Origin of the sequence: Brevibacterium daeguense, assembly GCF_021729135.1 — a bacterium.
Taxonomy (GTDB): domain Bacteria; phylum Actinomycetota; class Actinomycetes; order Actinomycetales; family Brevibacteriaceae; genus Brevibacterium; species Brevibacterium daeguense.
In genome coordinates, this window is the sequence record NZ_JAJTWW010000014.1 from 60,765 (window position 1) to 82,784 (window position 22,020).

Consider the following 22,020-nt stretch of genomic DNA (forward strand, 5'->3'; position numbering starts at 1 on the left):
CTATGACCGGCGAGACCGGCCTGGAAGAGGCCATTGAGTACCACGTCGTCAACTCCCTCGGATGGAACAGTCTGCGGCCGCTGCAGTCAGCCTCGGTTGAACCGGTGCGCTCAGGAGCGGACTGCGTGCTGATCGCTCCGACGGCTGGAGGCAAGACCGAGGCTGCCGTCTTTCCGCTGTTGTCGTCTATGGTGCAGGAGAACTGGAGCGGTTTCTCCCTCCTGTACGTGACGCCGCTGCGCGCGTTGCTCAACAACCTCCACCCGCGCATCACGAGATATGGCGACTGGCTTGGTCGGCGGGTGGGGCTTTGGCACGGTGACGTCGGTGATACCGAACGAAAGCGAATGCTCGCTGAGCCGCCCGACATCCTTCTGACGACTCCCGAATCGCTTGAAGCGATGCTCGTCTCACGACGTGTCGACCACGACCGGTTCTTCTCAGGGCTACGAGCAATTGTGGTCGACGAACTGCACTCGTTTGCCGCGTCTGACCGCGGTTGGCACCTGCTTGGGGTGCTCGCACGCTTGGAGCGCATCGCAGGTCGACCGATCCAGCGTGTCGGATTGTCTGCGACTATTGGCAACCCCGAGGAGATCGGTCGCTGGCTGCAGGGCGGGCAGGGTCCTGGTTCACCAGAGGAGCGGGAGCTGCACGTGGTCTCGGAGGAGGCCTCCGCGGCTGCCCCCGACCCCGAAGTCATGCTCGACTACGTCGGGTCTGTGGAGAACGCCGCGAAGGTGATCTCCGCGCTCCACCGCGGCGAGAAACGCCTTGTGTTCTGCGAATCACGCAGAGTGAGCGAACAGCTCGCATTCGAGCTGCGAGAACTCGGCGTGGAGACGTTCGTCTCGCACTCGTCATTGTCCGCCGAAGAGCGAAGACGCTCTGAACAAGCGTTTGCCGAAGGACAGAACACGGTTATAGTCGCAACTTCCACACTTGAGCTCGGCATTGACATCGGCGACCTCGATCGCGTTATTCAGATCGATGCTCCGCGGACCGTTGCATCATTTCTCCAGCGGCTGGGGAGGACCGGACGCAGACCCGGTACCCGTCGAAACACGCTTTTCCTCGCCACTTCCTCCGACTCGTTCCTTGAGGCTGCTGGCCTGCTACTCCTCTGGCGGCGCGGCTTCGTAGAGCCGATCACGCCTCCACCCCACCCGCGGCACCTTACTGCCCAACAACTCCTTGCGCTCGCGCTGCAAGAGGGCGCTTATGGGGCGAACCTCTGGAAGAAGTGGTGGGGGGACCTCGCGTTGATGGACGATGGCGACGAGGTCCTCACCTACCTGCGGGACGGGGGCTTCCTCGTTGAAGACAGCGGACTGCTGCTGATTGGACCAGCGGCAGAAAAAGCGTTCGGCCGTCGACACTTTATGGACTTGCTGAGCTCGTTCGACGCCGAGAAAGAGCTGAGGGTCGTTGCGGGGACCAAGGAAATCGGGTCCATCTCTCCCCTCGCACTTCCCCGTGAGGGGTCCGAGAAACTCGGGTCGAAGCCCCTCCTCATCAACGGCCGAGCCTGGAAGGTCGAGCAAGTCAGTTGGGAGCGGTTCGAGATCCTCGTCAGCCCAGTAGGGCGCAAGGGCGACGTCCGCTGGCAAAGCGGCGCCATCGCACTGTCCTTCGAGATGATGCGCGCTCAGCGCGACGTCCTCCTCGGCGAGACGCCGGACGTGCCGTTCTCCCGGCGTGCCGTAGACCGATTGGGCCTTGTTCGAGAAATGCGTGCGGGCCAGGTGTCGGCTGACGGCCTCGTTGCTGAGAGTTCCGGACAAGATCTTCGCCTGTGGACCTGGGCTGGGCTCAAAGCCAACGAGACCCTTCGAACCGGCCTCGGTGGCGCGGAGGGGCAGTCGTACAACGACGTCATGATGTTGCGAGGGGTGGGGGCCAGCGACGTAGGCCGACTCGCAGGCGCCTCCTTCGAGAACGTCGCACCGCGCATTCCCATAGAGATGGTCGACAACTTGAAGTTCTCGGCGGCGCTCCCCGAGGTTGTAGCGATCAAAACGCTTGCTGAGCGCTTCGCTGATCGTCGGGGTGCTTCAGTCACCGCTGCCTCTCTGCTTCCCGTGGTGGCCGGTTCGAACGAAACCACTAGCGAAGGAACGACGTGACCGCAGGAGAGCCACGGCACCGTCGTCGCTGACAGCCCCCACTGAACCGCGGGGGGTCCGCTCGGGCGATAGGCAGTTTTGGGACGTTCCGTTCTAAGTGACGCTCTTACAGGACCTTCTCCCTTTTCGCCTTTGAGCGAGGATGAAACTGCTTGTAATTGAGCAGCGCTGACGAATCTCCTTCGATGAACATCGCGAGTGCAGTCATCGCCTTGCTCTCAATCTGTCGAATGCGTTCCCGTGTCACCCCGAACCGTTGACCGATGACGTCGAGGGTCTCAGGCTCGTCTGTGTACCAGCCGTGGCGTCTGCGAACGATTTCGGAGTCACGGTGGGGCAGCAGATATACAAGATCCTCGACGGCCTGGCGGCGTTCGTGCTCAAGCACCGCGAGTTCCGGATGCGGCAGCACGTGATCCGAGCGCTCGGTGCATTCGTCGAGGAGGGAATGCCCGTCGTTGAACATGCCCTTGAAAGTGTCGAGCTCCATCAGGCGGTCGAGCGCGAACGGTTCGAGACGCAGAATGCGCTCAGCTTCCTTGGCGAAGTCCCTATTGTGCTCTGGATCCAGCCGCCACTTGCTGAGGCTCTCGGTGACGTGAACCGGCAACCGAATCGTTCGACTCCTGTCCGCGATTGCACGAGTGATCGCCTGCCGAATCCACCACGTGGCATAGGTCGAGAACTTGAAGCCCCGTTTGAAGTCGAACTTCTCCACCGCGCGAACGAGACCGAGGTTCCCTTCCTGAATAATGTCGAGGAAGTCGAGCTTCAGGCTCGGGCTCACGTAGCGCTTGGCGATGCTCACCACCAGGCGGAGGTTGCAGGCGATGAACCGCTCCCGTGCTCGGATCCCGTCACGGACCACCCATTCGAGCTCGCGGACTTCCGATCGAGTGGAAAAGCGCTGCGTGTTGAGGACATGCTGAGCATAGAGCCCCGCCTCGATCATCTTTGCGAGCTCGACCTCTTCTTGGGCGGTGAGAAGCCCCGGTTCCCCGATCTGCTCTAGGTACTGCTTGACCGGGTCGTCAAATACCGGAGTGTCTCGGAGCCGCTCAGGGGGAGCATCGTCTTCATCCTCATCGATGAGAAGCACGATCTCGGCAGGGGTCAGAGAGGGGCTCTCCGGAGCAGGAACATCTTCGATGAGCGCTGCAGGCGAAGGAGCAGCTGCCGGGCTCCCTTCGGCGGGTATATCCGAGCGAGAAGCACCAGAGGGGTCGCCTCCAGCTGGCGGTCGCTCGTCCGCCGTGAGCACCAGGCGCTCCGGCGCGGGTTGGGGTTCTGCCGCTGGAGATTCCGGCTCGGCCAGGAGGAACTGCCGCAACTCGCGGACTTGATGCTCCTGGAAGTAGCCCGTGCGTGCCGCCGGTTCCAGGATAGGTTCGAGGTGATCCGCTTTCCCCTGCTTGAGGTCCTCGATCGTGTCCATCGCGTACAGGTGCACGTATCTGCCCGGTCCGCCGTCCTGCTTCCGTCGGATGACACGCCCCAGACGCTGCACGATCTGCCGCGACTGCCGGCTGGCCGACACCACTATGGCGAGGTCGGCCTCAGGAACGTCGATGCCCTCGTCCAGAATCCTCGGAGCACACAGCGCCTGCGCATGTCCGAGAGCGAACCGCTGCAGGGCGCCTCGGCGTTCCTGGGGCTTCGACTCGCTGCTGATGACCTCAGTCGGGATTCCCGTCCGGGCCAGGGTCTGGCCGGCTTCGGACGAGGTGCCGATCGTCTCCGAGAACACCAACGTTCCAGCGGATTTCTTGATGACTGGAGCGAGCTCGGCGAGGAGTTTCTGCTTCGCGGCGGAGTTCGAGAGCACCCGCTGGCGGCGGGCCACGGCATCCATGTAACGGCGCGCCATGATGGCCTCGGGGGAGTGGTCGTTCTCGCGTCCTGCCAGTTGCTGGATCTTTTTGAAGAACGCGTTTCCACGGGCACCCTGGAGGTTGAGCCTGACCGAGAGAGCTCTGCCCGCCTTGGTGATCGTCTGCGTCACCTGGTCGTACTCGGACCTCTCCTCGGGATTGAGCGAGACCCCGACGAAGGCGAGGTGGAACGGCGCAATGACATTGTCCTGAAGCGCGCGGTCGTACCAGAGGCGGAACACCACCCCGCCGAAGTAGGGATCCAGTTCCGCAGTATGAGCCTGATCCGGCCTGGCGTACGTTGCGGTGAGGCCCAGCCGGTACTCGAATCGGCGGCTCAGCGCCTTGAAGAATGTCGGCGCCGCATAGCGGTGGCATTCGTCAGCGATAAGGAGGCCCTGCTGGTGCTCGGCAAGCAGGGTGCGCCTGGCGGCGGAGTTGATGATTGACACGAGAATGTCGCAGTCCGCGAGGCCGTCATGGCGGCCGTTGCCCAACGTGCCGATGTCCGCTTGCGGGATTGTTTCGGACAGCCGTCGCTGCCATTGTGCCTGCAGCTCCGTTGTCGGAACGAGCACGAGTGTCTTGATGCCGTTCTTGAAGGCTTCGAATGCAGCGGTGACCCCGAGCATCGTCTTGCCGGCACCCGTGACGGCTTCGATGACTCCTCGGGCATCTGACTGGTGCCACGTGTCGAGTGCTTCCCGCTGCCATTGCCAGAGGTGCGGGTTGACCTCGCTGACTGGACGCGACTTCAGGATCCGGAGGAACTCGTCCTTGCCAGAGTTTGCTTCCGGCGCTGCCAGGACGATCTCGTTCACCGTAGAGTCGCCGGAATCAGTCGCTGGTGGAAACCGGGGCGGGTGCGCCGGCTTGGGCGGAATGTGGATATTGGGCGGGTACACGCGCGTGGCCATCTTTGGTCCTTCGCTTACCGAAAAGTTCGTTGAAAATGAGAGTAACTCCACTCGCGGACACAGGCCTCTCCGACCGCCGAGTGAGACAACCAGTAGCTCAGCATCCCGCCGCTCATTTCTTGCCCGGGCTGCGACTGCCCTCTGCATGAACGAAATTCGCACTACCTCCGCTAGAGTTCGTGCCAACAGCGTGGTTTCGACGCGTCACAGCGGGGAACGACCGAGCGGTTCGAGGGAAGGCGAAGATCGCATGGTGAACCTGACACCGGCAGAGCGGATCAATCGGGCTGGGGCCTTGATCGGCGAGGCGGTCGCTCCGTTCGTTGCGGCAAACGCTCCTTCCGAGGGTGATCTCGATTCGTGGCTCCCCGTGCTTGCTGCCAAAGACAAGACCGACGGGAAACCGCCGTTGCAGCGCAGCATGAGGGACGTCCGTGTCCTGCTGCTGGTGCAGAGCCGCTATTGGAGGAACTTCCGCTACCCGACCAAGCCGAGCCAGACTGCGTGGGCCAACGAGCTGCTCGGAACCCTGAATCGGGTCGCTCACGTGCCCCATGAGATCACCTTCGTCGATCTCATCACCTTCCTCGGCATCGCCCAGAAGCTCCTCGTCAGCCTCAACGCGGACCCCGGGATCCTGGGGGGCCTGCAGCAGCAGACGCACGAGGCGATGCGGGACAGCCTGCAGCACGACGGAGTGCTGCCGATTGCAGAAGCACCGCTGCCGCCGGCGACCCAGGAACCACCGAATCCCGGGACTCCGGGCCCCGCGGCGACCGCAACTCCAGCTCTGGTGCAGGCCGCATCTCTGACTCCACCACCAGTTCCGCCCGAAGTGGCCGCGGATACCGAGGACCTCCCACCCGCACCAGCCCCCGAACCGAGCGAGCCCAGCGGCCCTGAGTCCGCGACCAACCGAAAGAATGACCTCGCCGGCACGGAAGCCAAGGACGAAGAAGCTCGGCTGATCGAACTCTTCTTCCCCCGTATCCCTGGCAGCGACGTCGGCCTCGACGACGAGTTCATCGCATTCCGCGACCTCCGGATGGCCGTGTTCTACCGGAAGGACCTCAACTTCGCGCTGGCTCACAACCGCGTCAGCGTGTTCGCCGGAATCGGCGTCGTCGCGGGCGCCGCTGATTCGGACGGTGCCGACAACGAAACCGCTGTCCACGAGATCACCGGACTCACCGCGCGCCTCGGCTCCCTCAAGAATGACGAGAGCGCCGGCTGGACCGGCCCGAATATCGAGCTCAACCATGGAGAGAGCTGGTGGGCCGAGCCCGCCGATCTCAACTGGGCACTGCCGCACGGGCACTTCATCGGAGTCGACGAGGCAACTGCGGACACGCTGGAGCTCGAGTTCGACTACGACGGGGTCCGCATCCAGCGCTCCATTCCGCTGCGGATCCTCGCCCACGACCAGTGGACACCCGCCACGGTGCCGGAGATCGTCGCCGCATTCGTCCGACCCCGCGCTGAAGCCGTCGGCAGGGTCCTGTCCAAGACCTCCGACCTCCTGGCGGAGCGGACCGGCGACCCCTCGCTCGTCGGCTACCAGGACAGCCCGGAGCGCGTGCTGGAGACCGCGAGGGCGATCTACGACGCCGTCCGCAGCTTCGACATCCGCTACTCGGAGCCGCCCGCATCGTTCGAGACTGACGGCCAGAAGATCCGCACCTCCGACGTCGTCCTCAAAGAGCGCTTCGGCACCTGCCTGGATACCGCGGTGCTGTTCGCCGCGGTGCTGGAGGAAGCCGGTATCCAGCCGTACATCGTCCTGCTCAAGGGTCATGCCGTGGTCGGCTTCACGCTCAAGGAGATCGTCACGGAGATGGTGATCGCCGACTCCGATCAGCTCAGCAATCTGTTCGGCAGCGACTTCTTCATCCCTATCGAGACCACGCTGTGCGTGGCCGGCAGGGACGCGAGCTTCGAGGACGCAGTGTCCTCGGCGTTCTCGACCTGCAAGAACGGCCGAGCCGTGCAACTGGCCGTCAACGTTCAGGCCGCCCATCGCCGGATCAAACCCCTGCCCACCGTCGTCGACATGGGCGGGGAGCGGACCATCGTCGTCGTCGAGAACCGGGCGGGCAGCGAACGCGGACTGCCTGGTGCCTCGGCGACGTCGACCGACGGGGCCGGCCCGACCGTGCAGCTGACCGGATCCAGCTACCCATACAGAGTGCAGCGCTGGCGCTCGGACCTGCTCGATCTGTCGTTCCGGAACCCACTCCTCAAGCTCTCCGATTCGCGCGGCATCAAGTTTCTGGTGCCCGGCGACGACCTGGGTGAACTCGAGAACCGCCTCGCCGAGAACCAGTCCGTCCAGCTGACACCGCACGAGAACGTCGAGCACCTCGACCTCGAACAGGGAGTCCAGACGGCGTCGCAGTACGACGACGTCACGCTCTCGCGCCTGTTCCAGGAGGAGGGACGGACCTACGTCAGCGCGCAGCGAGGCCGCACGATCAACAAATTAACCAGCCTCCGCCGGGATGCCAAGTCGATCAAGGAGGACACCGGCGCCACGGCCCTGTTCGTCAGCCTCGGCCTGCTCAAGTGGAAGTCGGCCGGTCGCCGGAGCAAGGCGCAGGAAGGGCGCAGCCCGCTGTTCCTGCTCCCGGTCGAACTCACCGGCAGCACCACCCGCCCCTACTCCATCCGCATGGAGCCCAACGCGGAGGTCCAGCCGAACTACTGCCTCATCGAGAAGCTGCGGCAGGAGTACAACCTGACTCTGCCGCAGCTGGAGAGTCCGCCCGCGGACGAATCGGGCATCGACCTGCCGCGGGTGTTCCGGGAGCTGCGCGAGCTCTTCCTGGAGCGCGGCCTGGACTTCGCGGTCGAGGACCGTGCCCACCTGGCCATCCTGCAGTTCGCGAGCCTCGACATGTGGCGAGACGTGGGCGACAACTGGAAGGCGCTCACTGCCAGCCCGGTGGTCGACCATTTCGTCCACCACCCCAGTGAGCTGTTCCGGGACTCGGTCGAACCGGCGGCGGTGAAGCCCGCCGACGAGGTCGACACCTTCCTGCCGCTGCCCGCGGACGGCAGTCAGCTCGCTGCGGTCAAGGCCGCCTCGGCAGGCTGCAGCTTCGTGCTCGAGGGTCCTCCCGGCACGGGCAAGTCCCAGACCATCACCAACATGATCGCCGACGGGATCGCCCAGGGACGCACCATCCTGTTCGTCGCGGAGAAGCAGGCCGCGCTGACCGTCGTGCACGACCGCCTCAAGAACGTCGGGCTGGAGCCGCTGGTGCTCAACGTGCACGGCAAGGACCAGTCGATCAACCTCGTCCGGGACCAGATCAAGAAGTCGCTGCTCGCGAGCGCGAAGGGCAACGCCAGTGTCTTCGACACGCTCCGGAACCAGCTGCGCCATCACATCGAGGACCTGGAGAGCTACCCGACCGTCATCCACGACGGTGCCGACGGGCAATCGGTCTGGGACCGCTACCAGCGCTGCCTCCTGCTGGAGCGGAACTACCCGGCTGACGCCGGGTGGACGCCGGAGGAGATCACCGTCACTCCCGAGGTGCTGAACCTGGACCAGGACGACATCCGCCGGCTGGCACAGGCCGTCAACCTCGCCGCCAGGCGGGCACGAGGACAACGACTCTCGCAGGAGTGGACGTTCATCGGGCCGCACGCCGAGGCGCCCTCCGGGGAGAACGACACCGGCGCCATCCTCGGGGTGGCGGCGACAATCGCCGAGGCGGCACACCGTCTGGCAGCAGCGCTTGCCGAGGTCCCGCAGCCCCTGGCTGAGCTGCTCGACCGCTTGGATGCGCGCCAGCAGGGGGCATTGGACGCGTGGCTGGAGGACCTCCCGACCAACCAGGCAGTCCTCCCACGGGACCTCGATGCGCCGCGGCTGACACCCGTCGTGCTCAACCAGCGCGTCAACGAACTCCAGCGGTTCCGCCAGCGCTGGATGGGCGAGCACGCAGGCTTCGGCCCAGCGGCAGCAGACGCGGATACTGCGGCTCTGCAGGCGGAGTACGAGGAAGCCCAGCGTGCCGGGATTCTGCAGCGCAGGCGCCTGACCAAGCTCGCGTTGAGCAAGATCACCGCCGTCGCCACCCCGCAGGCCGTAGCAGCTGTCGAGCAGGATCCGCTGCGCTTCCTCGCCTCGCTGCGAGCGTTCCAGCAGGAACACGCAGAAACCCGGGCACGCCTGGCGGAGGGGCTGCCGGAACTGGCCCGGCTTCCCCTCTTCAGCGATGAGGCCGTTCGCCTGTTGATGCACGAGGAGCAGCGCGCGCGGAACTGGGAAGGGCACGCCGCGATCACTCGCGCACTCCTGGCCGCCGTTCCCGAGGCAGGCCCAATCGTCGACGCGATGGTCCGACAGGACCCGAGAGCTGCACAGCAGGGCCGATTCGGCACTGCCGTGCAGCAGTTCCGGACAGCGTGGGACGAGCTGCGTCAGGCCGCTGGGGCGACCGACGCCTCGGTCACCGCCTGGCTGCAGAACCGCACCCTGGTCGCGCGCATCCGCGAATGCGCCGCCGAGTGGAACCGCGTTGCAGCTGACCGGTCGGCGCAGGCGGACTTCATGCGGCAGGTCGAGCTGCAGCGCGTGCTGAGCGAGCTGGCGGAGAAGGGCCTGGCCGCCGAGGCGGAGGTGATCCAGCACGGGCACGCGACCGATCACCTCGCCGAGGCAATCGAGCTGGCGGCCGAACGAGAGCGGCTGGAAATCCAGCTGCGCGGCAGCGACCTCGACATCTTCGACTCCCGGAAGCGCGGCGCGCAGGTGCGCGAGTACGTCCGGCTGTCCAGGGAGCTCAAGCGGCAGCTGTGGAGCGAACTGCCCGCACGACTGCTGGCGGAACGGGGTGAACGACCCAACGTCAGCGTCGGGCTGCGCAAAGAGATCGACCGCAAGCGTGGTGGATCGATCCGGCGGTTGTTCGAGAACTACGGCGAGGAGATCCTCGGCCTCACGCCGGTGATCCTCATGAGCCCGTCCTCGGTCGCCCGCTTCCTCCCCGTGAACTCGATCCGCTTCGACACGGTGATCTTCGACGAAGCTTCCCAGGTCAAGGTCGCCGACGCGGTCGGTTCCCTGGGACGCGCGAACTCCGCGGTGATCGTGGGCGACTCCAAGCAGATGCCGCCGACGAACGTCTTCGGCACGGCTTCCACCAGCGAGGACGACGAAGACGTCGACGCGACCAACGCTGCCGAGCTGGTGAGTAGCATGCGCGGCAAACCGGAAGGCCAGGGCGACGGATCCGACCAGGGGCGGGGCGCCTCGGCGGTGGGTGATCTTGCGGGCGGTGACGGCGTCGGTGGCCGGCCGGATGGTGCCTCGGCAGCAGGTGAACAGGGGAAGGACCAAGGCTTCGCGCTCGCGGCGGCCGACCAGGAATCGATCCTCTCCGAGGCGGTCGGGTCGGGCCTGGAGCAGCGCTGGCTGTCGTGGCACTACCGCTCCAAGCACGAGAGCCTCATCAGCTTCTCCAACGTCAAGTACTACAACGGGAACCTGCAGGTGTTCCCCGGCCCGCCCGAGGCGCGCGAGGGGTTGGGCATCAGTGTCAAGCACGTCGGCGGACGTTTCGACCGCGGCAAGACTCGCACGAACGAGGACGAAGCCCGCGCTATCGTCGCCGAGATCACCGAGCGGCTGCAGGCGAACCCGATGGCTTCGATCGGCGTGGTCACGTTCAACACGCAGCAGCGCGACCTGATCCTCGACCTGCTCGAACAGTCGGAGTCGGTGGAGGTGCGGAGGTCGCTGGAGCGGGACGACGAAGCGGTGTTCGTCAAGAACCTGGAGAACGTCCAGGGCGACGAGCGCGACGTGATCCTGTTCTCCATCGCGTTCGCCAAAAACCCGGAGACCGGGGTCCTCAGCCACAACTTCGGGCCGTTGAACCAAAGCGGCGGTGAACGGCGCCTCAACGTCGCCATCACGCGTGCCCGCGAGGAGGTTGTCCTGTTCTCCTCGATCCGCTCCGGCGACATCGACCCCGCCAAGACGCGGGCGGAGGGCCTGCTTCATCTCAAGGAGTACCTCGCCTACGCGGAGCACGGCGGCTTGGCCGGTCCGGGTGGGGCGCTGCAGTTCAATGCCGACGACCTCTACCGGGAAGAACTGGCCGAGGCGCTGCGGACAGCGGGCCTGGAAGTGGTCACCGATGTCGGCACATCGAAGTTCCGGGTGGACCTGGCAGTGCGTGCCGGGGACGATTACGGATGGCTGGCGATCGTGCTCGACACCCCGGAATGGGCCAAGCGGCAGACGACCGCGGACCGGGAGTCGCTGCCGTCGGAGATCCTGCAGGGAGTGATGGGCTGGCAGGACACCGTCCAGGTGCTGCTGCCGGCATGGATCCAGGGGCGCGAGGTGATAGTCGAGGACATCGTTGCCCGTGCTGAAGCGCTCGCTCCCGGTTCGGCGGATGTGGTTGGCGATGAGGAGCCGGGAGAGCACCGGGGTGACAAGTTGGAGGACTGCCCTGGTCGGGAGCCGGGGGAGAGCACCGGCACAGGGGCAGAATCGCTCTTCTCGGAAGAGCCGTGGGACGAGGACGTCGACCCGGTGCTTGAGCTCGAGTTCAGCGGTGACTTCACGGAACCGGCCGGAGCGGAAGGACACCGCGAGGATGCACTGAGCGGTGGCGCGGGCAGGGAAACAGCTCAAGAGCTGGACCCACTTGCACCGATGCGATCAGCGGTCCAGGTCGAAGAAACTGCCGCTATGCCGCGGGAACTCGACGTCTCCGGCGAGTATCCCTTCGTCGAGGCGTCCGATGAGCAGATTGGCGAACCGGACGTGCTCGACGGGCTGTCGGATCGGCATAACAAGGTGCTGGTGCAGGAGCAGCTGACGGAGATCATCGAGACTGAGGGGCCCATCGAGGCGCAGCGCTTGGCCCGGGTTCTCGGTAGTCGGTTCGGTTTTTCACGGATGAGCAAGCCGCGCGCGGTTCAGATCCTGGGGAGCTCACCGATCAAGCCGGAGAAGAACCGCAAGTTCGGCGACTTCTACTGGCCGTCCGGCATAGTCCCTGGCGAGTACACCGGCTACCGCTCCCGCTACGATGCGGAACTCACGCTCTCGGTCAACGAGATCAGCCACCGGGAGTTGGCCAACGCTATGGCGGCAGTGCTGCACGACTCCGATCCGCTGCCGGAGGAGGCGCTGCTCCGGGAGACCATGGGGGTCTTCGGCTGGTCGCGGATGGGACGTCAGATTCGCGAGCGGTTGGAGGACGTCGCCGACTGGGCCGTGAAGGAGGGGCGGTTCGAGAAGGATCCGAATGGGGATTACCGGGCCGATGGTGACTACGGCGGTGTTGAGGCGGAGGCTGGCGTACCTGAGGTCGCCGTGGTGGAAGACACTGGAACGGACACTGATCAGCGAGCGAGAACTCCCCACGAAGCTTTCGCAAGCGGACATTTTGGTGCCTGGGTACTCACGTGCAACCCCAGCGTTTTCGACCCGAGGGACCTCGTCGAAACCGACTATTCGGAGGGCGGTTGGACTGTCAATCCCCGCGCTACGTCCCGGACTGCCCTGATGGAACCGGGGCAACGAGTGCTGATGTGGATGACGAATGGCTCGGACGAGTTCCCACGAGGCTTCTGGGGAGCGGGCTCCTTGACGTCATCCGTCTTCGCCGACGCCGCCGACTACTCCCAAGGTTGGTTGGTCGAGCGCGATCGCGAGCAGGAGATGTTCATCGAGTTCGAGATGGACATGTTCCGAGAACCTGTCCGAGCTGAACAGCTCGTCGCGGACGAGCTGCTCGCCGGGATTGAACCGTTGCAGGCGCCGCAGGTGACCCCGGCATTCCTGACACTTGCCGAGCTCGAGCACCTCAACCAACTCATGGAGGTTTCCTATGAGAAGTTGCTCGTCGATCCGCTTCCGCAGAACTGGCGGAAGATCGAAAAGCATGAGGCGCCGCATTTCGAGCACCGCCGCAGAACCGAGATGATCGCTATGGACATCGTGACGCAGCACTACGAATCGCTCGGGTACGAAGCGCGAGATGTGTCGCGAGACCGTGTTGGATGGGATATCAGCTTCGTCACTGAGAGCGGCGCGAGGAAGAACGTCGAGGTCAAGGGACTGTCACGAAGCCAACCAGTAGTCAGCCTCACGCGCAACGAACTCCGGAAGGCAGGAAGCAACCCGCACTGGGAGCTGGCAATCATCACCGATGCCCACAGTGACGTCAGACGCACAGCACGGTTCTTCTCACGCGAAGCAGTGCGCGCTGCGCGGAGTGAAAAGCGATTCCGTCACCAGTCGAAAGCGTTAGTGCTCGACTTCTCCTCGGTCGAACCCGACCTGGAGATCCGTCTCTAGCGAATCCACACACGAAAGAAGGCAACACATGGCAGTTCCCGGAATCTGGGTCACCGAGGGTTACTGGTCCTCAGATGTGTCCGATTCGCTATCGGTCAGACCGATGATGCAGGTGCTAGCGGCGTCGAAAACCGCGGACCACGTGCACCGGCATATCAATGATCCCGACGATCTGGTCAAGGCGTTGACCCTATTGGGGCAACGGCGACAGGACCGATTTTCGATTGCATATATTGCTTGTCATGGTTCCCCCGGTGTGATCTCCTTCGGAGACGACCAGATCAGCCTTGAGGAGCTTGCGGATGCGCTGCCGTCGGGCGCGCTGGAGTCGAAGACGCTTCACTTCGGCGCATGCTCGGTTCTCCAGGACGAGGCAGCGTGCCGGACTCTTCTCGAAGCCACCGGAGCGAAAGCGATCACCGGCTTCACCCAGGAAGTCGACTGGCTGGAATCCATGGCCCTCGATCTCCTGATGTTCAACTTGTTCTTCCAGTACGAGCGCATCGGCTTCTTTGAACGAGCGATGAAGCGGAACTACGGAGAACTCGTGGACAAGACTGGCTTCACGGTTTTCCGCTGACCAGCCGATTCGCGAACCGCAGCACCTGCTCGTCAGCACCCGGTTGGCCGACGATCTGCACCGACAGCGGCGTTCCGACGGTCGCACTCCGGGGAACCGGAATCGTGATTGCGGGCCAGCCGAGCACGTTGAACGGGGCCGTGTACCTCATGAACCGGGCCGCCGATCCGCTGTCGAGATCCGCCCAGCGCACGACCTCGCCCGCAATCGCGGGTGTGACCAGCAGGTCGGTCTCCTCGAAGATCGCCAGCGCGGATTCGCGGAGCTGCTCCAGGTCCTGCACTGCTGACTCGTATTGGTCCTCGGTCACCTCCGCGCCGGACAGGATCTTGCCCAGTACGCCGGGCTGATAGCGCTCCCGCTGGTCCGCGACGAGTTCGCGGTGGATCCGGTAGGCCTCGACTCGGCGGATTATGTCGTACAGATCGAGTGTGTGATCGAGGACTTGGACGACGTCGGTGCGGCTGACGGTCGCCTCGACAGGGCTGACATCGAGGGACGGGAACTTGCGCCGGAGGGATACGAACTCGCGGGCGGCCGATGGCGCCTCGGCGTCGTTCAGCAGGAGGCTCGTGTCCACGCTAAGCCGGCCACCCTGGCCGGCGCCAGGTGCGGCGCCCAGGCCCTCCTCATCTCCGGCGAACAACCCGTAGGCTCGCTCGATCAGCGCGATGTCCTTCGCGAAGAACCCGACCGTGTCGAAAGACGGCGCCAGCGGGAAGACGCCATCGATCGGCACAGTGCCGGGAGTTGGCTTGAACCCGATGACCCCGGTGCACGCGGCGGGCACCCGCACGGATCCGGCGGTGTCGGTGCCGACCGCCAGCGGCACGACGTCCGCGGCGACCAGGGCGGCCGACCCCGAACTCGACCCGCCCGTGCACAGCTCCGGATCCACCGGGTTGACCACCCGGCCGAACGCGCTCTCCTCACCGAGGATGCCGTAGGAGAACTCCTGACAGTTCGTCTTCGCGACCGGCAGCCCGCCCGCCTCCTCGAGCACGGTGATCACCGGCGCGGACGCCTCGGCGGTCCCGCCCACTCTCACATCCGACCCCATGAGGGTGGGGTAGCCGGCGACGTCGACGACGTCCTTGATGACGAAGGGAACGCCCTCCAACGGCCGAGGCGGCCGGCCGGACCCGACACGATCGTCAGCGACCCGTGCCAGTGCCTCGGCCCGTTCCCGAGTCACGGTCACAACCGCATTGAGGTCCCGCCCGGTCGTCTCCAGACGGTGGAACACGTCCTGCAGGTCCCGAGAAGACTGACCCATCCCTCACACCTTCCTGTCGGCCAACGTGCAGAACGCCGCGGCGATGAGGTTGGCGGCGGCGAGGTACAGCGCCACGGCTACCCAGGACCCGAACTGGGCGTACAGCAGCGTGGAGATGATCGGGGCCGGCGCGGAGGAGATCAGCCCGCAGACCTGGTAGGAGATCGAGGCGCCCGTGTAGCGGACGTTCGGTTGGAAGAGCCCCGCGATGAAGCCTGAGGACGTCGCATAGGTGAAGGAGTGGGCGATGGGGAACGCGATCACCATCGCCAGCACCGCTCCGAGGAAGGTGCCGGTGTTCATCGCCATGAAGATCGGGATCGCAGCGAGCGCCGTGAGTACGTTGCCGACGATCATCATCGTCCTCTTGCCGTGCCTGTCCGCGAGGATCGCCACCAGCGGGATCGCGAAGATGTCGAGGGAGGCGCCGATCGCGATCGCGAGCAGCACATCGCCTCGGGTGAGCGCGGTGGCCTCCGGGGCGTAGGCGAGCAGGTAGACCGTCGCGACGTAGAACAGGGTGTTGGAGCCGACCAGGCAGAAGATGCCGATGAGCAGCGACTTCTTCGAGGTGCGCAGCACCTCCGCGACCGGCACCTTGACGTCCTTCTTCTCCTCTTTCACCCGGTCGAACTCCGGGGACTCGGCCAGGCGCAGGCGGATGAACAGGCCGATGACGACGAGCACCGCCGAGAGCAGGAATGGGATCCGCCAGCCCCAGGACAGGAACTGCTCGTTGGGCATGAGCTGGACGACGAAGAAGACCAGGCTCGATAGCACGGACCCGGCAGGCACTCCCGCCTGTGGCCAGGCCCCGTAGAACGCCTTCTTGGCAGGAGGCGCGTGCTCAACGGCCATGAGGACCGCACCGCCCCATTCGCCGCCGACGGCGAAGCCCTGGATCACGCGCAGGACGACCAGCAGGATGGGCGCCGCAACGCCGATCTGGGCGTAGCCGGGCAGCACGCCGATGAGGAACGTCGCCGCGCCCATCAGCATGAGCGTCAGGACGAGCATGGACTTGCGGCTGAGCCGGTCCCCGAAGTGCCCGAAGATCAGTCCGCCGAGAGGACGCGCGACGAAGGCGACCGCGAAGGTGCTCAGCGCGGCCAGCTGGCCTGCCAGCGGGTCGAGCTGCGGGAAGAACTGCTCGTTGAGGACGAGCACGGCCGCCGTGCCGAATAGGAAATAGTCGTACCATTCGACCGTCGTGCCGATGAAGCTGGCGAAGGCGACCTTGGCGGGGTTGTGGGTGAGCGGCGGGGCCGAGGCGCTCGCGGCTGCCGGATGTTCGGGACCGCCGGGTGTGGGCGTGTGATGCGTCATGACTCCGACTCCTATGTCTGATCAGACCTGCTGCCAAGGCTCACCATAACTGTGACCGTCAGAGTCGAGCGAGGGAAGAGGTCGACCGAGAAAAATCATGCGTTGTTGATCGCGGCAGCCGGCCGCTGCCCTTTCAGCGCCTCCCGAATAGCCGCCAACGCCTGGACTCCGGCCGCTTTGAACGCCTCGGCCGTCTGCCCGGCGACATGAGGAGTGACGATGAGGTTCGGCACCTCGGAATGGTCGATGGGCGAATGGGCAAGAGGGTTCCTCATGTCCACGGACTCGCCCTCGATCACGTCGAGCGCTGCCGCTGCCAGCCGCCCTTGCCGCAGAGCCTCCACCAGAGCCCGTTCATCCACCACGCCTCCTCGCGAGGTGTTGATGAGCACCGAGCCCGGCTTCACGGCTGCCAGCGCATCAGAGTCGATGAGATGGGCAGTGCCAGAGGTGAGCGGCAGGTGCAGGCTGATCACGTCGGCTCTGGTCAGCACCTCACTCAGTGTCGCGGACTCGGCCGCGAGCGCCTGGACCTGAGCGTCATCGACGAAGGGATCGTGAACGATCACCTGCATGCCGAAGCCGCGAGCAATTCCGGTGACCATGCGGGAGATGCTGCCGAAGCCGACCAGTCCGAGGGTGCGGCCGTGCAACTCGAAACCGACCAACTCGGGCTTTGCCTCAGTCCAGTGACCGGCCGCAGTGCTGGCGGCAGCGAACGGAACCCTGCGCGCAAGCGAGAGCAGGAGGGCGAACACGTGCTCGGCTACGGCACGGCTGTTGCTGCCCGGCGCAGTGGTGACCCACACCCCGGAAGCGGTGGCAGCATCGATGTCGACGTTGTCGGTACCCACTCCGTGACGGGCGATGATGCGCAGCTTCGGTGACATCTCGATCTTGGCGCGGTCGAAGTTCTCCGCCCGCAGCAGAACCGCGTCGACCTCTGCAGCGACGTCCCGGTAGTCCACTGCGCTGTCGCCGAAGCCGAGGTGAACATGGCCCATCCTGGAAAGTTCGCCCAGCACCTCTGGGTGAATCGGGTCGGAGACATAGAACGTCCGCGGCGCGCTCTGTGCCATCACCTTTGGTGCCATCGCGTTACGACTGCAGCGATCGCAGCTCGGCCGCCGCGGCATCGCAGAGGTGGTTGACATCATTGGCAATCGTCACGTTCGTGTAGCCCACGGCGCGGCGCTGCCGGGCCACCTCGGCGGACGAGGTGTGGAACACGACGAACTTTCCCGCATCGTTCGCGGCGGTGAGGATCCGATCGACAGCTTGGGAGAACTCTGCCTCGATTGCCGGGTCGTCGACGCCGTATCCGCCCAGCCCGATGCTGAGATCGCCCGGCCCGATGTACAGGCCATCGAGGTTGGGCGTGCGCACGATGCTTTCGACATTGTCCAGCCCCGAACGGGTCTCGATCATGCCCAGAATCAACGTCTTCTCGTTGATCTCCTCAAGAGTTCCCTGCAGGGACGGTGATTTCCGCGCCGGCCCACGAGATCTGCTGCCGAGCGGGGGGAACTTCGCGGCCCTCGCGATCAGCTCAGCGTCGGTCGCGGTGTCGAGCAGCGGCACGATGACCCCTGTCGCGCCGGCATCCAGCGCTTTCCCGATGATCCCTACCCCCGCCTCGGGCACCCGGATGAAGCCCGTGCCGCCGCCGGCTTCGATCGCCTGCATGCAGCCCAGCCACTCGTTCTCCGAGTAGGTCCCGTGCTGGCCGTCGATGACGATGTAGTCATACCCGATCTCTGCCAGCCGCTCGAGGGTCAGGGGGGTAGAGGACAGGCAGAAATACCCGGTCGTGGGCTCTGCCGACAGCAACCTCTGTCTGAGATCAGTCATGTGTATCTTCTCCAACTCTCTGCGCTTCATTCGACGTTGCATCTGCGCAACGCCGACGTTCTCTCTGTGAACACCGCCGCGACGTTCGCCGCGGTCTGCGGACATCGCCGCTGACCTCGGGTCACGAACACCGCGTGCTCGCCTTCGTTTACCAGATCTCCGGCTCCGGATTCCCGACCCCAGCCAGGAAGTCGAAGTCGCAGCCCAAATGTGCCTGCTCCACATGGGTTCGATACAACTTCACGAACCCACGATCAGCCGAAAAGTCTGGAGCCACGAGTTGCTGCCGCCTCGCCTCCATCTCCGATTCGCTGAGTACGACATCCAGCGTCCCGTTGGGGATGTCCAGTGAGATCTCGTCTCCCGTGCGCACAACCGCCAGCGGCCCGCCTACTGCGGATTCCGGGGAGACGTGAAGGACGCAGGTGCCGTAGCTGGTGCCGCTCATCCTCGCATCAGAGATTCTCACCATGTCGCGCACGCCTGCTTCGAGGAGCTTCTTGGGAATCGGCAGCATTCCCCACTCCGGCATTCCGGGCGCGCCGACCGGTCCGGCCCCGCGCAGCACCAGCACTGTGGTCTCGTCGACGTCGAGGTCCGGGTCGTCGATCCGCGCCTTGAGGTCTGCGTAGTTGTCGAAGACGAGGGCCCTTCCGCGGTGCACCATCCTCTGAGGGTTGACCGTGGAGGGCTTGACGATGGCCCCGTCCGGGCACAGGTTGCCCTTCAGGACCTTCAGGGCAGGAACACTGGTGACAGGGTCGTCCATCGTCCTGATGACGTCGGTGTCGCAGTGGTCGCTGACCTCGATGTTCTCCCCAAGAGTTCTGCCGTTGATCGTCAGGGCGTCCGTGTTCAGCAGCGACCGCAGGTTCTTCAACTGCGCGAGCAGACCCCCGGCGTCATAGTAGTCCTCCATCAGGTGCGTACCCGCTGGGCGGATGTTGGCCAGCAGCGGCACCCGCGCGGCGAACTCCTCGAAGTCCTCGGCGGAGAACGCGATGCCCGCACGTCTGGCAATCGCGATGAGATGGATGATGGCGTTCGTCGAGCCGCCCAGGGAGAGCACGGTCACCGCCGCGTTCTCGACGGCTTCCCGCGTGAGAATCGAGGACGGTCGGCGGTCGGCCCAGACGGCGTCGACGATCGTCCGCCCGCACTCGGCCGCCATGCGCGAATGATCCGCCATCGTCGCCGGGATGGACGCCGCGCCCGGCAAGCACAATCCGAGGGCCTCGACTGCGGATGTCATCGTCGAGGCGGTGCCCATCGTCATGCAGTGGCCGGGAGTGCGAGCGATGCCGTTCTCGATATCGCGCCAATCGCATTCGGTGATGTTCCCCGCCCGCAGTTCGTCCCAATACTTCCAGGTATCGGAACCGCTGCCCAGCACGTTGCCCTTCCAGCAGCCCTTCATCATGGGGCCGGCGGGGAAGAAGATCGCGGGGTAGTCGGCACTGGTCGCTCCCATCACCAGTGCCGGGGAGGTCTTGTCGCAGCCGCCCATCAGCACGGCGCCGTCGATCGGGTACGACCGCAGCAGTTCCTCGGTCTCCATCGACAGGAAGTTGCGGTACATCATGGTGCTGGGCTTCTGGAAGTTCTCGGCCAACGCGATCGCCGGCAGCTCGAGCGGGAATCCGCCGGCCTGGATGACGCCGCGCTTGATGGCCTCGACGCGGTCCTTGAAGTGGAAGTGACACGGGTTGATGTCGCTCCACGTATTGATGATGGCGATGACCGGCTTGCCGGCGAAGTCCTCCTCCGAGTAGCCGATCTGCTTGATCCGGGAACGGTGTCCGAAGGATCGGAGATCATCAGCACCGAACCACCGGTGACTGCGCAGCTGTTCCGGGGTGAGTCGTGTCGACATGGTTTTCCTTTTTCGAATCGCTGGTTGGGCCGGCGGTCTGGGCTCGTCGATGAGCAACGTCCACTGCAGGTCAAGGGGAGCCTAACCGCGGGCAGGAGCGGCCAGAAATGCCGTTTCGGCATGAGCTGATCCAGGAGCCACTGTTCGCTGCTGATGTCTGCGGCGAGTTGCGGGATAGAGGCTGTCGGACGCTTCTTATGCTTGTTGGGCATCTGATAATGCGAAATGCGTATTGGACGCTGTGGGCCCCGTTCCCTAGCTTTAGGGAGAGCCATCTCGGAGTCTCGTCCGTTCAACAATGAAGTTGGGAGATAGCACATGCTGTCAGTCACTCGAGAATCGAACGCCATCCGCCGTCGGAAGTCGTACGCGATGCCGGTCGTGGGCGCAATCGGCGCCGCTGCCCTGGTGCTGTCCGGTTGCGGGGCAGTCCAGGGAGGAACGGGGAGCGCGGAGGAGGACTATCCGACACGTGAACTCACGCTGACGGTGCCGTTCGCCCCGGGCGGCAGCAGCGATCTGACCGGACGCGCGTTGTCCCAGGCGCTCGAAGAGCCTCTCGGTCAGAGCGTGGTCGTCGAGAACAAGGAGGGCGCCAACGGCGCAGTGGGCACCGACGAGGCGCTGAACGCGGCTCCCGACGGCTACCAGCTCCTGTTCTCCTCCCAGTCGCTCTTCTCTGTGACACCGCTGTTCGTCGAGGACGCCACTGCGGTGACTCTCGACGACATGGAGATCGTCGCGCCCCTCACGGAGGAGGGCTACGTGCTCGTGACGAGCACCGAATCAGAGTACGAGGACCTCGATTCCCTGATCGAAGCCGAGCGAGTGCGGTTCGCGACCTCGGGCGTGGGCAGCGGCTCCCAGTTCGCGCCCACTGCGCTGTTCGCGATTGCGGGTGCCAACGCGGAGGACGTTCCCCATGACGGAGGAAACCCGGCCGTCACTTCGCTGCTGGGAGGGCACACGGATGCAACCACGGTGCAGATCGCGGAGGCGATGCCTCGGATCGAGGACGGCTCCTTCCGGCCGCTCGCAGTCTTCTCCGAGGAGCGGAATGTGAATCTGCCGGATGTGCCCACGGCAAAGGAACTGGGGTACGACCTCAATGTCAGCCAGCGCCGCTGGCTCGCCGTGCCGGCCGAAACCCCGGACGAGGTCGTGACGACGTTGGCTGATGCCGTTGCCGAGGCAAAGGCCTCCGACGAATTCCAGCAGTTCCTCGAGGACAACTACATCGACAACTGGGATGCGGAACCGGCCGACGTGCAGGAGATCGTCGCCACCGACAGCGAGCGGTATCGTGCGATCGCCGAGGAGCACGGAATCGGACTTGCAGGGGAATGATGTCAGCGACCGATAGCCGCGACGTCGAGGAATTCAACGGCGCAGCTCCTTCTACGGCAGCCGAGGCGGACAGGCCGCCCCGCGGGGGGCTTGCGACTGCGCTCTTCGCCGTGGCAGGGCCGCTGGCGCTGGGGCTGTTCGGAATCGTGCTCTCGCTTCAGCTGGGACTCGGAGAGCTCAACTCTCCGGGTCCCGGCCTGTGGCCACTGATCATCTCGGTTTTCCTCACTGTGATGTCCGCGGCAGGTGTTTTCAGCTTCAAGCGCGACACCGATGTCGAGGCGTGGGGGTCCGGATACCTCCGGATCGGCCTCGGACTCGTCAGCCTCGTCGCCTACGCCCTGCTGTTCGAGCGGATCGGCTTCGAGATCCCCACCCTGCTCCTGCTGTTCTTCTGGATCAAGGTGCTCGGCCGCGAGGGTTGGCGGACCGCGATCGTCGTGTCGACTGTCGCGACCGCAGCCGCCTACGGGCTGTTCATCCTCGCGCTCCGGGTCAATATTCCGCACTTGTTCTGATCT

The 22,020-nt window shown here is 64.9% G+C and carries 11 protein-coding genes; 5 read left to right on the forward strand and 6 right to left on the reverse strand.

All coding sequences use genetic code 11. From position 1 onward, the window contains the following. Positions 1-2 precede the first annotated feature (2 nt). Complete coding sequence (locus LXN01_RS11530; protein WP_236865303.1) at positions 3-2,126, forward strand: DEAD/DEAH box helicase; 2,124 nt, start codon at positions 3-5, stop codon at positions 2,124-2,126. Between the two features lie 106 nt (positions 2,127-2,232). Here LXN01_RS11530 and LXN01_RS11535 read toward each other — a convergent pair whose 3' ends face one another. After that, positions 2,233-5,061: a sigma-70 family RNA polymerase sigma factor gene (locus LXN01_RS11535; protein ID WP_236865306.1), complete on the reverse strand. Its 2,829-nt coding sequence runs from the start codon at positions 5,059-5,061 to the stop codon at positions 2,233-2,235. A gap of 274 nt (positions 5,062-5,335) precedes the next feature. On the opposite strand from LXN01_RS11535, the gene LXN01_RS11540 reads away from it, so the two are divergent. Continuing rightward, positions 5,336-13,246, forward strand: coding sequence for a DUF3320 domain-containing protein (locus tag LXN01_RS11540; RefSeq protein ID WP_236865308.1), 7,911 nt, complete (start codon positions 5,336-5,338; stop codon positions 13,244-13,246). Between the two features lie 28 nt (positions 13,247-13,274). After that, a complete protein-coding gene (locus LXN01_RS11545; RefSeq protein WP_236865309.1) occupies positions 13,275-13,826 on the forward strand; it encodes a DUF6642 family protein in 552 nt (183 codons plus the stop codon). Here LXN01_RS11545 and LXN01_RS11550 read toward each other — a convergent pair. The 5 genes from LXN01_RS11550 to araD form a co-directional block, all read right to left on the reverse strand. Next, complete coding sequence (locus LXN01_RS11550; protein ID WP_236865311.1) at positions 13,810-15,102, reverse strand: amidase; 1,293 nt, start codon at positions 15,100-15,102, stop codon at positions 13,810-13,812. The genes LXN01_RS11545 and LXN01_RS11550 overlap by 17 nt on opposite strands. Before the next feature lie 3 nt (positions 15,103-15,105). Beyond that, positions 15,106-16,428: an MFS transporter gene (locus tag LXN01_RS11555; protein ID WP_236865313.1), complete on the reverse strand. Its 1,323-nt coding sequence runs from the start codon at positions 16,426-16,428 to the stop codon at positions 15,106-15,108. Positions 16,429-16,523: 95 nt separating this feature from the next. Continuing rightward, a complete protein-coding gene (locus LXN01_RS11560) occupies positions 16,524-17,507 on the reverse strand; it encodes a hydroxyacid dehydrogenase (RefSeq protein WP_236865314.1) in 984 nt (327 codons plus the stop codon). A gap of 19 nt (positions 17,508-17,526) precedes the next feature. Next, complete coding sequence (locus LXN01_RS11565) at positions 17,527-18,279, reverse strand: HpcH/HpaI aldolase family protein (protein WP_236865315.1); 753 nt, start codon at positions 18,277-18,279, stop codon at positions 17,527-17,529. A 148-nt stretch (positions 18,280-18,427) separates the two neighbouring features. Beyond that, positions 18,428-20,152 carry an L-arabinonate dehydratase gene (gene araD, locus LXN01_RS11570; RefSeq protein ID WP_236865316.1) on the reverse strand — a complete coding sequence of 575 codons (1,725 nt, stop codon included), beginning with the start codon at positions 20,150-20,152 and terminating at the stop codon, positions 18,428-18,430. A gap of 318 nt (positions 20,153-20,470) precedes the next feature. Between araD and LXN01_RS11575 the strand changes: the two genes are divergently transcribed. Together LXN01_RS11575 and LXN01_RS11580 are read left to right on the forward strand one after the other, a co-directional pair. Then, entirely contained in the window at positions 20,471-21,499 is a 1,029-nt protein-coding gene (locus LXN01_RS11575; RefSeq protein ID WP_236865317.1) for a Bug family tripartite tricarboxylate transporter substrate binding protein, read from the forward strand. Then, entirely contained in the window at positions 21,499-22,017 is a 519-nt protein-coding gene (locus LXN01_RS11580; RefSeq protein WP_236865318.1) for a tripartite tricarboxylate transporter TctB family protein, read from the forward strand. The genes LXN01_RS11575 and LXN01_RS11580 overlap by 1 nt, the downstream gene beginning before the upstream one ends. Positions 22,018-22,020 lie beyond the last annotated feature (3 nt).

Excerpts from the sequence above, each read along its gene's own strand:
- LXN01_RS11555 (WP_236865313.1), bottom strand. The coding sequence starts at position 16,428 with ATGACGCATCACACGCCCACACCCGGCGGTCCCGAACATCCGGCAGCC.
- LXN01_RS11550 (WP_236865311.1), bottom strand. The coding sequence starts at position 15,102 with ATGGGTCAGTCTTCTCGGGACCTGCAGGACGTGTTCCACCGTCTGGAG.
- LXN01_RS11560 (WP_236865314.1), bottom strand. The coding sequence starts at position 17,507 with ATGGCACAGAGCGCGCCGCGGACGTTCTATGTCTCCGACCCGATTCAC.
- LXN01_RS11580 (WP_236865318.1), top strand. The coding sequence starts at position 21,499 with ATGTCAGCGACCGATAGCCGCGACGTCGAGGAATTCAACGGCGCAGCT.
- LXN01_RS11565 (WP_236865315.1), bottom strand. The coding sequence starts at position 18,279 with ATGACTGATCTCAGACAGAGGTTGCTGTCGGCAGAGCCCACGACCGGG.
- LXN01_RS11535 (WP_236865306.1), bottom strand. The coding sequence starts at position 5,061 with ATGCAGAGGGCAGTCGCAGCCCGGGCAAGAAATGAGCGGCGGGATGCT.
- LXN01_RS11540 (WP_236865308.1), top strand. The coding sequence starts at position 5,336 with ATGAGGGACGTCCGTGTCCTGCTGCTGGTGCAGAGCCGCTATTGGAGG.
- araD (WP_236865316.1), bottom strand. The coding sequence starts at position 20,152 with ATGTCGACACGACTCACCCCGGAACAGCTGCGCAGTCACCGGTGGTTC.
- LXN01_RS11575 (WP_236865317.1), top strand. The coding sequence starts at position 20,471 with ATGCTGTCAGTCACTCGAGAATCGAACGCCATCCGCCGTCGGAAGTCG.
- LXN01_RS11530 (WP_236865303.1), top strand. The coding sequence starts at position 3 with ATGACCGGCGAGACCGGCCTGGAAGAGGCCATTGAGTACCACGTCGTC.
- LXN01_RS11545 (WP_236865309.1), top strand. The coding sequence starts at position 13,275 with ATGGCAGTTCCCGGAATCTGGGTCACCGAGGGTTACTGGTCCTCAGAT.